The organism is Streptomyces sp. NPDC025618 (assembly GCF_055558795.1).
Window position 1 is genome coordinate 230,867 of the sequence record NZ_JBVHLW010000002.1, and the last position, 12,009, is coordinate 242,875.

The window sequence follows — 12,009 nt, forward strand, 5'->3', positions numbered from 1 at the left end:
TTCGGCCGGCCCGCCGCGAAGCTCGTTCCCGTCGACAGCGGCGTGCGCTTCGCACCGTGTCCGGCCGAACCACTCACACCACCAAGACGGGAACACCCATGCGCAAGAACCCCCTCCGCACGACCGCCCTGGCCGCCACGGCGCTGGCCGGCGTCCTGTCGCTGAGCGCCTGCGGCGGGGGCGGAGGCAAGGCCGATGCCGCCGCTTCGCCCTCGGCCGGTGCCGCCGCTCCGTCCTCACCCAGCACGTCGGGCTCCGCGGACCAGGGCGGACGGGAGGCGGACGGCGGCGCGGGAGGCAGCGCCAAGGTCTCCGCGTCCCCCGCCCACTCGGCGGTTGCGCACAGCGGGAGTTCGACCGGTGGCAAGGGCGGCACCGGCGGCAAGGCGTCCACCGGCGGGGGCGGCGGCGGCAAGAGCGGCTACGGTCAGGCTTGCGGCACCAACGACCTGTCCTGGAGCGCCAGGTCCGAGACGCAGGCCGGCGGCTACATCCTCATCTCGGTGAAGGCCAAGCCGGGCATCACCTGCACGCTCCCGGGCGTGCACCCCGTGGTGGCCTTCGGCTCCGACGGCACCGAGGCGGGGCCCGCCGAACAGGCCGTCACCGAAGAGGTGAGGCTGAGCGGCGGCGTCACCGCGTACGCCGGGATGAACCCCAAGACCACCAACTCCGCGGGCGGCAAGGAACTGCACAGCATCACGGTCTCGGTGGGCGAGGGCGACCCGACCGGGCCGGTCGGCCTGACGACCGGCGGCATCACCGTCGACAGGCCGGTCGTCACCAACTGGCACACCTCGCTACAGGCCGCCGTTCCCGGTGACGGCGTGGACGGCCACTGACGCCGCCCCGCCTGCACAGCCGGCCGCGTCCACGGCCGCCCGCCTGCACAGCTGTCAGTTGAGGCCGAGGTTCGACAGAGCGGTGGTCCAGTCCTGGGCGATCGCGCTGCGCGCCGCGTCGAGGGTGACCTTGCCACCGCAGACGGCGGTCTTGAGCCGGTTCTCGACGGTGTCCTTGCTCTGAGCGGGCTCATCGCCGTAACGCGGCTCGGGCCAGAGGTTCTTGGGGTCCTTCGGGGCGCCGCCGAGTTCGAGGGGGACGAGGTGGTCCTCCTCGTAGTCCGCGGTGCTGGTGTCGCTGTAGCCGTACTCGCCGATCTGCTTGATCTTCAGCGGCGTGGTGTACGAGACGGGCGGGCGCACGGTCTTCGTCCAGCCCGGCACGCATATCGTCGAGCCGATCGTGTCCTGCGTGACGTCCGGGTTGTACGCGCCGGGCTGACAGGCCGGGTCGGGCAGCGGCAGCCTCGACTGGCTGCACGAGGAGGCGAGGCCCGCGGCGTGCGGGGTGGCATGGGCGGCACCGACGAGCAGGCCGGAGGCGGCGAGCGCCAGGGAGGCCGAGGCGGCGGCGAGTCCGTACGAAGAGCGCATGGGGGGCTCCACAATGAGGCCCGGCCGATCCGGGCTGTTGTGGGCATGACACCACTCAAGAGATCTATGCGGGTAGAGCCGCGAGGTGAACATGTGGTGACCAGCGGCTTTTCTTACCCGCTCATGGGAGCCGCTTGCCCTGACGGTGGAAATCCCTTGACGGACAGCCGACTTCCGACCTGCCCGCCGGGTGGGGTGCCCTACGCCTCACCGAACCTGACGAAGTCCTCCACGGCCGCACGGCCAGTCGGCTCTGCCGTCGCCCTCGCCGGGCCGCCTTACGACCAACGCCCCGTCCGCCCCAGCAGCAGTGCCGTCGCCGCCGTGCCCGCCGTCGACGTGCGCAGGACGCTCGGGCCCAAGCGGTACGGCTTCGCGCCCGCCTCCGCGAAGGCGGCGAGTTCTTCGGGGGAGACGCCGCCCTCGGGGCCCACCACGAGGACGATGTTGCCCGTGAGGGGGAGTTCGGCCGTGGCGAGCGGGGCGCTGTGGCCCTCCTCGTGGAGGATCGCCGCGAACGCCGCGTCCGCCAGCAGCGTGCAGACCTGCTTGGTCGTCAGGAGCTCGGACACCGGCGGGAAGCGGAGGCGGCGCGACTGCTTGCCCGCCTCGCGGGCGGTGGCACGCCACTTGCTGAGGGCCTTCGCGCCCCGCTCGCCCTTCCACTGCGTGATGCAGCGCGACGCCGCCCAGGGGACGACCGCGTCCACGCCCGTCTCGGTCATGGTCTCGACGGCGAGCTCGCCGCGGTCGCCCTTCGGCAGGGCCTGCACGACGGTGATGTGCGGCTCCGGCAGGGGTTCGGAGCGGACCGAGGTGACGGCGACGTCGAGGCGGTCCTTGCCCTCGACGGCGGCCACGGTGCCGAACGCGCCCGTGCCCGCGCCGTCCGTCAGCACGATCTCCTCGCCCACGCGCAGCCGCCGCACGGAGACGGCGTGCCGCCCCTCGGGGCCGCCGAGCGGGAAGACCGTACCGGGAAAGACGCCCGTGAGGGCGTCCTCCTCGACCAGGAAGACCGGCGCTGTCATGACTCGCTCCCTCGCATTTCACTTCCCCCCGGTCTTGCCCCCGCGCTCCCGTCGCCCGCCGACGTGCCGTCCGCCAACGCGGCCCGCGCCACGGCCAGTTCGGCGGCGAGCACCTCGACCAGCCGCGCGGCCGGCAGCTCGCGGGCCAGCCGGTGGCCCTGGCCGGCCCACAGGTTCATGCCCTGCGGGTCGCCCGCCGCAGCGGCCGCCCTGCGCAGCCCCGCCGTCAGGTAGTGCACCTGCGGATAGGCGGCGGGCGCGTACGGGCCGTGCTCGCGGATGAAACGGTTCACCAGGCCCCGGGCCGGGCGGCCGGAGAAGGCGCGCGTGAGCTCGGTGCCGACGAACAGCGGGTCGGTCAGGGCCCGCTTGTGGACGGCCTGCGCGCCCGACTCGGGGCACACCAGGAACGCGGTGCCGAGCTGCGCGGCACTGGCGCCGGCGGCGAGCACGGCGGCTATCTGGGCGCCGCGCATCAGGCCACCCGCGGCGATCATGGGAATGCGGACGGCCTCGCGGACCTCGGCCAGCAGCGCCAGCAGGCCGACGCCGGCGCCCGCGCCGTCCAGGTGCGGGTCGTCGCGGTGGGTGCCCTGGTGGCCGCCCGCCTCGATGCCCTGGACGCACACCGCGTGCGCGCCCGCCAGCTCGGCGGCCCGCGCCTCGGCGGCGGAGGTGACGGTGACGACGGTGACCGTACCGGCCTTGGCCAGCGCTTCCAGCGCGGCGGCGGACGGGCAGCCGAAGGTGAAGGAGACCAGCGGGACGGGGTCGTCGAGGAGGATCGCGAGCTTCGCCTCGTACGCGTCGTCGCCGCCCTGGCACCAGTCGCCGAGCGGCGTCTCGTACCAGGTGACCTCGCCCGCGAGCTGCTCGGCGTACACCTCGACGGCGGCCGGGTCGGCGGCGGGGGGCTGCGGCATGAACAGGTTCACGCCGAAGGGCGCGGCCGTGCAGGCGCGGAGCTGCTTGATCTCCTCGTACATCGCGGCCGGGGTCTTGTAGCCCGCTGCCAGCGATCCGAGGCCACCGGCCTCGCAGACGGCGGCGGCGAGCGGCGGGCCGGAGGCGCCGCCGGCCATGGGGGCTTGCACGATGGGGTGCCGGAGCAGGTCCGTCAGCACGGCGTCACCCCGGGTGTCGATGGCCATGACCACATCGTGTCACACGCGGGTGGCACCGGCGGGTGGGCTGTGGACGACGGTGGTTCCCGACTGCGGGGTGCCCGCGAACGCCGGATGGGCTGGATCGCTCCAGCCCATCCGTCGGTACGTACTTCACGCGGCCTACCGCCCGTTGAACGCGTCCTTCAACCGCGAAAACAGCCCCTGCTGCCCCGGCTTACCGTGCCCGCCCGGGGGACCAACCCCCGGACCCCCGGCCCAGCGCCTACCGCCCGTTGAACGCGTCCTTCAACCGCGAGAACAACCCCTGCTGCCCCGGCTTGAACTCGCCCATGGGGCGCTCCTCGCCGCGCAGCTTCGCCAGCTGGCGGAGGAGGTCCTCCTGCTGGGGGTCGAGCTTGTTGGGCGTGATCACCTCGACGTGGACCACGAGGTCGCCACGGCCGCCGCCCCGCAGGTGCGTGACACCGCGCTGGTGCAGCGGGATCGACTGGCCGGACTGCGTGCCCGGGCGGATGTCGATCTCCTCGACGCCGTCCAGGGTCTCCAGCGGCACCTTCGTGCCGAGGGCCGCGGCCGTCATCGGGATGGTGACCGTGCAGTGCAGGTCATCGCCGCGCCGCTGGAAGGTCGGGTGCGCGGTCTCGTGGATCTCCACATAGAGATCGCCGGCGGGGCCGCCGCCGGGGCCGACCTCGCCCTCGCCCGCCAGCTGGATGCGGGTGCCGTTGTCGACACCGGCCGGGATCTTGACCGTCAGGGTGCGGCGCGACCGGACGCGGCCGTCACCGGCGCACTCCGGGCACGGGGTCGGCACCACGGTGCCGAAGCCCTGGCACTGCGGGCAGGGCCGCGATGTCATGACCTGGCCGAGGAAGGACCGGGTGACCTGCGAGACCTCACCGCGGCCGCGGCACATGTCACAGGTCTGCGCGGAGGTGCCGGGGGCCGCGCCCTCGCCGCTGCACGTGGTGCAGACGACGGCGGTGTCGACCTGGATCTCCTTGGTCGTGCCGAACGCGGCCTCGCTGAGGCTGACTTCGAGCCGGATCATGGCGTCCTGGCCACGGCGGGTGCGCGAGCGCGGGCCGCGCTGCGACGCCTGGCCGAAGAAGGCGTCCATGATGTCGGAGAAATTGCCGAAGCCCGCGCCGAAGCCGCCGGCGCCACCCCCGCCGCCGCCGTTCGCGGAGAGCGGGTCGCCGCCGAGGTCGTAGACCTGCTTCTTCTGCGGGTCCGAGAGCACCTCGTAAGCGGCGTTGATCTCCTTGAACCGCTCCTGCGTCTTCGGGTCCGGGTTCACATCCGGGTGCAGCTCACGGGCGAGGCGGCGGAATGCCTTCTTGATCTCGTCCTGCGAGGCATCGCGCCGTACGCCCAGGACCGCGTAGTAGTCCGTGGCCACTTACGACTCCGCCAGGATCTGTCCGACGTAACGTGCCACTGCGCGTACCGCTCCCATCGTTCCGGGGTAGTCCATGCGGGTCGGTCCGACCACGCCGAGTTTGGCGACTGCCTCGTCGCCCGAACCGTAGCCGACGGCGACGACGGATGTGGAGTTCAGGCCCTCGTGAGCATTCTCATGACCGATGCGCACCGTCATGCCCGAGTCCTTGGCCTCGCCGAGCAGCTTGAGCAGCACCACCTGCTCCTCCAACGCCTCCAGCACCGGCCGGATCGTCAGCGGGAAGTCATGCCCGAAGCGGGTGAGATTGGCGGTGCCGCCGATCATCAGCCGCTCCTCGGTCTCCTCGACCAGGGTCTCCAGCAGGGTCGCGAGGACCGTCGAAACGGTTCCTCGGTCCTCCTGCTCGAAGGACTCGGTGAGGTCCTGCACGAGCTGCGGCACATCCGCGAACCGGCGGCCCACGACCCGGCTGTTGAGCCGCGCGCGGAGATCCGCCAGCGAGGTCTCGCCGATCGGCGCCGGGCAGTCGACCATGCGCTGCTCGACCCGGCCGGTGTCCGTGATCAGCACCAGCATCACCCGTGCGGGGGCCAGCGAGAGCAGCTCCACGTGTCGCACGGTCGAGCGGGTCAGCGAGGGATACTGCACCACCGCGACCTGCCGGGTCAGCTGCGCGAGCAGCCGCACCGTGCGGCCCACGACGTCGTCGAGGTCGACGGCGCCGTCGAGGAAATTGTGGATGGCGCGCCGCTCCGGCGTCGACAGGGGCTTGACGCCCGCGAGCTTGTCGACGAAGAGGCGGTAACCCTTGTCGGTCGGGATGCGGCCGGCGCTCGTGTGCGGCTGGGCGATGAAGCCCTCGTCCTCCAGCGCGGCCATGTCGTTGCGCACGGTCGCCGGGGACACGCCGAGGCGGTGCCGCTCGGTGAGGGCCTTGGAGCCGACGGGCTCCTCGGTGCCCACATAGTCCTGGACGATGGCGCGCAACACCTCGAGCCTGCGTTCGCTCAGCACCGCGCACCTCCAGTCCAGCCGTCTTACGGGGTCCTTCCCTGGCACTCCATGGTCACGAGTGCCAGATCCCTTCAGCCAGTGTACGGCCGTGCACCGCGGCGAGGGCAAGAGCGGTCCCGCCGTGCGCCCGCACACACCGCCGCCGCACGCCCGTCGGGCGGGCAACCGTACCGCGCTCCGGCTAGCGTCCGGGTATGGAGAGCCATGAGGGGACAGCCCGTTGGGAGCGGCTCGCGCCAGGGGTCGCGCGCCGCAGAATGCCCGTGTGGGACGCCACGATCGGGGTGATCGCGGGCCCGGCGGCCGTCCTGCTCGTCGACACCGGGGCGACGGTACGCGAGGGCGCGGAGGTCCGGCGGGAGGTGCGGGAGCTCATCGGCCGTGACGTGACACACATCGCTCTGACGCACCCCCACTTCGACCATGTCTTCGGCACGGCGGCGTTCGCCGGGGTGGAGGTGTACGGCGCGGTGGGGCTCGCCGACGTCCTCCTCCGCGAGCGCGAGGAGCTGGCGCGGGACGCCGTGCGGCACGGCGCCGACCCGACGGCCGCCGCGGAGGCCGCGGACCTGCTCGTACGGCCCCGCCACCCGGTCTCCGGCGAGCTCACGCTCGACCTCGGCGACGGGCGGCAGGCGCTGCTGGCCAACGTGGGTCCCGGCCACACGGCGCACGACCTGGCGGTGCTGGTGGCGGGGGCGGACGGGGCGCCGGAGATCGTCTTCTGCGGTGACCTGGTCGAGGAGTCGGGCGATCCGCAGGCGGGCCCGGACGCGCTCCCCCGGCAGTGGCCGGCCGCGCTGGACCGGCTGCTGGCGCTGGGGGGCGCGGACGCGCTGTACGTACCGGGGCACGGTGCCGTGGTGGACGCTGCGTTCGTACGGGAACAACGTGACGCGTTGGCGGCGCGGTTCGGCGTGTCGTGAGGCGGGGGTGAGGTGGGGGGTGAGGTGAGGGGTGAGGTGAGGGGTGAGGTGAGGGGTGAGGTGGGGGGTGAGGTGTGCCGCGACGTCCGGATCTTGATCCACAATGGCGCACATGCGCAGCAGAGGCTGCGTTCTCCCGGGGGAGGACCCCCGGACCCCCGGCCGGGGACGCTTGCCGCTCTCGCAGAATGGTCGCCATGCGCAGCAGAGAATACGGTCCCGATCTCACCCCTCCGTGGAAGCGTCAGCAGCCCGCACCCGAGGTGGCTGCCGAGCCGGATCTCGTGGTCGAGGAGGTCACCACCGGGTTCTGCGGGGCGGTGATCCGCTGTGAGAAGACCGCGCAGGGGCTCACGGTCACCCTGGAGGACCGGTTCGGCAAGCACCGCGTCTTCCCGATGGAGCCGCGCGGGTTCCTGCTGGAGGGGCGCGTGGTGACGCTCGTGCGCCCGGCGGCCGCGAACGCGCCGCAGGGCCCGGCCCGTACGGCCTCCGGCTCGCTCGCCGTCCCCGGAGCGCGGGCGCGGGTGGCCCGCGCGGGGCGTATCTACGTCGAGGGCCGCCACGACGCGGAGCTCGTGGAGCGGGTGTGGGGCGACGACCTGCGGATCGAGGGCGTGGTGGTGGAGTACCTGGAGGGCATCGACGACCTCCCCGCCATCGTGCGCTCCTTCGCCCCCGGCCCGGACGCGCGGCTGGGCGTCCTGGTCGACCACTTGGTGCCCGGCTCGAAGGAGTCCCGCATCGCGGCGTCCGTCACGGACGAGAACGTCCTGGTGGTGGGCCATCCGTACATCGACGTGTGGGAGGCGGTGAAGCCGGCGTCGGTGGGTATTGAGGGGTGGCCTCGGGTGCCGCGAGGGGAGGACTGGAAGTCGGGGGTGTGCCGGGCGCTGGGGTGGCCGGTGAATACGGGGGCGGCTTGGCAGCGGATTCTGTCGAGTGTGCGCTCGTACAAGGACCTGGAGCCGGAGCTCCTCGGGAGGGTCGAGGAGCTGATCGACTTTGTGACGGTGGTCGATTAGGCGCTGGGAAAGCTGTGCAGCATGGAAGTGTCCAAGGTCAGGTCGAGCGCCTCAATGGGCAACGATTCCCCGAACTTGTACGTGTTCCGCGTCCGGTAACTCGCTTCCTCGCCGACGCCCATGGGGCCGGTGAGGAGGACACAGTTGGACTTGATCGGATCCACGATCAAGTACGCGGGCACCCGCCCGGCCGCGTAAATCGAGGACTTGATCACATAGTCGCGGTGGACGCTGGTCTTCGCAACCATCTCCACGACCAAAGTGACTGCCGGTGCGGGGAGGAGCCGCCCGGGGCCTTTGAATGCTCCGTGCTCGTGCACGACAAGATCCGGCTGCGGTTCGCTTGCCTCGCCGGGGATGGCGATGTCCTGCGTCTGGAGTGGATACCAGCGTTCCAGGGGGATCTGCCGTTCGATGAGCAGAATGTTTATGTTGTGGACCCAGTCGGGCCCTGCCATCATCACAATTTCCCCCCGCAACAGCTCGACCCGCCAGCCCTCGGGAACCTCAAGGTTCTCGAAGGTCGCAATCTTCATCCGGTCATCCACAGCGGTCATCTCCGTGGTCCTCCACATGCGCCGCGTGACATTTAGCGGCAGCCTATGGACAGCGTAGGCGGGCGTGCGGCCCATGCTCGTCAGTTCACCCGAACAGGTGATCAGTCCACCAGATCCCGCACCACCGCGTCCGCCAGCAGTCGCCCCCGCAGCGTCAGGACCGCGCGTCCCTGCTCGTACGGCTCCGCCTGCAGCAGGCCGTCCTCCAGAGCCCGCTTCGCGGCCTCCGCGCCGGCCGGGGCCAGCAGGGACAGCGGGCAGCCGTCGATCAGGCGCAGTTCCAGCAGGATGCGTTCCACGCGCCGGTCCTCGTCCGGCAGGACCTCGCGGCCCGCGCCCGGGGAGCGGCCCTCGGTGAGGGCCTGCGCGTAGGCGCCCGGGTGCTTGACGTTCCACCACCGCACGCCCCCCACATGGGAGTGTGCGCCGGGGCCCGCGCCCCACCAGTCCGCGCCGCGCCAGTAGAGCTCGTTGTGGCGGCAGCGCCCGGCCTCGCTGGTGGCCCAGTTGGAGACCTCGTACCAGCTGAAGCCCGCGGCCGTGAGCCGGTCCTCGGCGATCAGATAGCGGTCGGCGTGGACGTCGTCGTCCGTCATGGGGACCTCGCCGCGCCGGATCCGGCGGGCCAGCTGGGTGCCCTCCTCGACGATCAGCGCGTACGCCGAGACGTGGTCGGGGCCCGCGCCGATCGCGGCGTCGAGGGAGGCGCGCCAGTCGTCGTCGGACTCCCCCGGTGTGCCGTAGATCAGGTCGAGGTTGACGTGCTCGAACCCGGCGGCCCGCGCCTCCGCGACGCATGCCTCCGGGCGGCCCGGGGTGTGCGTGCGGTCGAGGATCTTCAGCACGTGCTGCCGGGCGCTCTGCATGCCGAAGGAGATCCGGTTGAAGCCGCCCTCGCGGAGCTCCGCGAGATAGCGGGGGTCGACGGACTCCGGGTTGGCCTCGGTGGTGATCTCCGCGCCCTCCGCGAGCCCGAACTCGTCGCGGATCGCGCCCAGCATCCGTACGAGGTCGGCGGCGGGCAGCAGCGTGGGCGTGCCGCCGCCGACGAAGACGGTCTCCACCGGGCGCGGGTCGTCGCCGAGCACCTTCCGCGCGAGGCGGACCTCGTGGGCGAGCGTCTCGGCGTAGTTCTCCCGGGAGGCCAGGGCCCCGCCGGAGCCGCGCAGCTCGCTCGCGGTGTAGGTGTTGAAGTCGCAGTACCCGCAGCGCGTCGCGCAGTACGGCACGTGCAGATAGAAGCCGAGCGGCCGCCGCCCGGCGCCCTCCAGGGCGTGGTGGGGCAGCGCCCCGTCCTCGGGCATGGGTTCGCCGTCAGGCAGTACGGAAGGCATGGGTCCATTGTCCGGCATCGGCCGCCGGACTCCTCACCTCCGCCCGGCCCGGGCCTCGCGGGCGCCCGGGTACGTCCCGGCCGGCAGGCCGATGATCCACGCCTCGGCCTCAGGCCTCGCGGGCGCCCGCGTACATCTCCTCGATGAGGTCCTTGTACTGCCGCTCCACGACGGGCCGCTTGAGCTTGAGGCTCGGGGTGAGCTCGCCGTGCTCGACGTCGAGGTCGCGCGGCAGCAGCCGGAACTTCTTGATCGTCTGCCAGCGCTGGAGGCCCTCGTTGAGCCGCCGCACATAGCCGTCGATGAGCTCCTCGGTCTCCTTGGCGGCGACCACCTCGGCGTACGGCTTGCCGCCGAGGCCGTGCTCGGCGGCCCACACCATGAGGGTGGGCTCGTCGAGGGCGATGAGCGCGGTGCAGAAGTTGCGGTCGGCGCCGTGCACCAGGATGTTCGAGACGAAGGGGCAGACGGCCTTGAACTGGCCCTCGACCTCGGCGGGCGCGACGTACTTCCCGCCCGACGTCTTGATCAGGTCCTTCTTGCGGTCGGTGATGCGCAGATAGCCGTCCGGGGACAGCTCGCCGATGTCGCCGGTGTGGAACCAGCCGTCGGACTCCAGGACCTCCGTGGTCTTCTCGGGCAGCCCGTGGTAGCCGGCCATGACGCCGGGGCCGCGCAGCAGGACCTCGCCGTCGTCGGCGATCCGGACCTCGGTGCCGGGCAGCGGCTTGCCGACGGTGCCGGTGCGGTAGGACTCGCCGGGGTTGACGAAGCTGGCGGCGCTGGTCTCCGTGAGGCCGTAGCCCTCCAGGATGTGGACGCCCGCGCCGGAGAAGAAATAGCCGATGTCCGGGGCGAGCGCGGAGGCGCCGGAGACGCACGCGCGCAGCCGCCCGCCGAACGCCTCGCGGATCTTGGTGTAGACGAGCGCGTCGGCGACCTTGTGCCGGGCGGCGAGCCCGAAGGGGACCGTTCTGCTGCCGGTGCGGCGGTAGTTGTCCTGGGCGGTCTTGGCGTACTCGCGGGAGACCTCGGCGGCCCAGTGGAAGATCTTGTACTTGGCTCCGCCGCCCTCGCGCGCCTTGGCCGCGACGCCGTTGTAGACCTTCTCGAAGATGCGCGGCACGGCGGCCATGTAGGTGGGCCGGACGACCGCGAGGTTCTCCACTATGCGGTCCACGCGCCCGTCCACGGCGGTGACGTGCCCGGTGCTGATGTGGCTGACGGTGAGCACCTTGCCGAAGACGTGCGCGAGCGGCAGCCACAGATACTGCACGTCGTCGGCGCGCACCAGGCCGGACGCCTGGATGGCGCGCGCCATGTAGGCCCAGGAGTCGTGGAGCAGGCGTACGCCCTTGGGGCGGCCGGTGGTGCCGGAGGTGTAGATCAGGGTCGCGAGCTGGTCGGCCCGCAGGGCCTTGATCCGGTCCCGCACGGCGTCGGGGCCGGCCTTCAGGTGGGCGGCGCCGCGCCGCTCCAGCTCGGCGAGGGTGAGGACGAAGCCCTCCGGGTCGTCCTCGGCGGGGGCGGCGTCCTCGGCGTCGATCACCACGACGTGGACGAGTCCGGGCAGGTCGGCGCGGTGCTCGCGGACCTTGGCGAGCTGGGCGGCGTCCTCGGCGATCAGCACCCGGCTCTCGGAGTCGGCCAGGATGAAGGCCGTCTCCTCGGCGTTGGTGCTGGGGTAGACCGTGGTGGTGGCGGCGCCGGAACAGAGCACCCCGAGGTCCGCGAGGATCCACTCCACCCGGGTGGAGGCGGCGAGCGCCACCCGCTCCTCGGGGCGCACGCCGAGGTCGATCAGGCCGGCGGCGATGGCGAAGACGCGGTCGGCGGCCTCCCGCCAGGTGAGCGAGGCCCAGACGTCGGGGCGGCTGCCGGAGGGCGAGGGCACCGGATAGCGGTACGCCTCGGCGTCGGGGGTCGCCTCTACGCGTTCGACGAGGATCGTCGCCACGGAGGGCGGACGGTTCTCGATCAAAGCCTGTGTCTCGGTCACGGCGTCCTCCGGGGCCCGATTCGTTGCTGGTGACTCGCGAGTAACCTTCCAAGCAGTGATCAGACTAGAGCCCGTTCGGCCCTTGCGTAAGGGGCTGTGGACGGCTTGTCGAAGCTGTGACCGGCCGAACGTCCGGACGGCGCCCGCACCCGGTT

11 protein-coding genes are annotated in these 12,009 nt (G+C 72.1%); 3 read left to right on the top strand and 8 right to left on the bottom strand.

Annotated elements, in window-relative coordinates; genetic code table 11:
• Positions 1-98 precede the first annotated feature (98 nt).
• Positions 99-842 (top strand): DUF4232 domain-containing protein, encoded by a 744-nt coding sequence (locus tag ACZ4A5_RS03275; protein ID WP_467577902.1) that lies wholly within the window; start codon positions 99-101, stop codon positions 840-842.
• Between the two features lie 54 nt (positions 843-896).
• Here ACZ4A5_RS03275 and ACZ4A5_RS03280 read toward each other — a convergent pair whose 3' ends face one another.
• From ACZ4A5_RS03280 to hrcA, 5 genes are all read right to left on the bottom strand, one after another.
• Positions 897-1,436 carry a hypothetical protein gene (locus tag ACZ4A5_RS03280; RefSeq protein WP_467577904.1) on the bottom strand — a complete coding sequence of 180 codons (540 nt, stop codon included), beginning with the start codon at positions 1,434-1,436 and terminating at the stop codon, positions 897-899.
• Between the two features lie 278 nt (positions 1,437-1,714).
• A complete protein-coding gene (locus ACZ4A5_RS03285) occupies positions 1,715-2,467 on the bottom strand; it encodes a 16S rRNA (uracil(1498)-N(3))-methyltransferase (protein ID WP_467577906.1) in 753 nt (250 codons plus the stop codon).
• The gene (locus ACZ4A5_RS03290) at positions 2,464-3,618 is read right to left on the bottom strand and encodes a nitronate monooxygenase (protein WP_467577908.1); all 1,155 of its coding nucleotides are present in this window, start codon (positions 3,616-3,618) and stop codon (positions 2,464-2,466) included. Before ACZ4A5_RS03290 ends, ACZ4A5_RS03285 begins: the two co-directional genes overlap by 4 nt.
• Before the next feature lie 238 nt (positions 3,619-3,856).
• Positions 3,857-4,996, bottom strand: a complete 1,140-nt coding sequence (dnaJ, locus tag ACZ4A5_RS03295; RefSeq protein ID WP_361522840.1) for a molecular chaperone DnaJ — start codon at positions 4,994-4,996, stop codon at positions 3,857-3,859.
• On the bottom strand, positions 4,997-6,013 hold the full coding sequence (hrcA, locus tag ACZ4A5_RS03300) for a heat-inducible transcriptional repressor HrcA (protein ID WP_116211761.1): 1,017 nt from the start codon (positions 6,011-6,013) through the stop codon (positions 4,997-4,999).
• A 194-nt stretch (positions 6,014-6,207) separates the two neighbouring features.
• Here hrcA and ACZ4A5_RS03305 point away from each other — a divergent pair, with 194 nt between their 5' ends.
• Together ACZ4A5_RS03305 and ACZ4A5_RS03310 are read left to right on the top strand one after the other, a co-directional pair.
• The gene (locus tag ACZ4A5_RS03305) at positions 6,208-6,939 is read left to right on the top strand and encodes an MBL fold metallo-hydrolase (protein WP_467577912.1); all 732 of its coding nucleotides are present in this window, start codon (positions 6,208-6,210) and stop codon (positions 6,937-6,939) included.
• A 197-nt stretch (positions 6,940-7,136) separates the two neighbouring features.
• Entirely contained in the window at positions 7,137-7,964 is an 828-nt protein-coding gene (locus tag ACZ4A5_RS03310) for a DUF3097 domain-containing protein (RefSeq protein WP_467577915.1), read from the top strand.
• On the opposite strand, the gene ACZ4A5_RS03315 is transcribed toward ACZ4A5_RS03310, so the two are convergent.
• The 3 genes from ACZ4A5_RS03315 to ACZ4A5_RS03325 form a co-directional block, all read right to left on the bottom strand.
• Positions 7,961-8,521, bottom strand: coding sequence for a Uma2 family endonuclease (locus tag ACZ4A5_RS03315; RefSeq protein ID WP_467577918.1), 561 nt, complete (start codon positions 8,519-8,521; stop codon positions 7,961-7,963). The two genes, ACZ4A5_RS03310 and ACZ4A5_RS03315, sit on opposite strands and share 4 nt — an antisense overlap.
• 101 nt (positions 8,522-8,622) lie before the next feature.
• Positions 8,623-9,855: a radical SAM family heme chaperone HemW gene (gene hemW / locus ACZ4A5_RS03320; RefSeq protein ID WP_467577921.1), complete on the bottom strand. Its 1,233-nt coding sequence runs from the start codon at positions 9,853-9,855 to the stop codon at positions 8,623-8,625.
• 109 nt (positions 9,856-9,964) lie between these two features.
• Positions 9,965-11,854, bottom strand: a complete 1,890-nt coding sequence (locus tag ACZ4A5_RS03325) for an AMP-dependent synthetase/ligase (protein ID WP_467577924.1) — start codon at positions 11,852-11,854, stop codon at positions 9,965-9,967.
• Between the last annotated feature and the right edge of the window lie 155 nt (positions 11,855-12,009).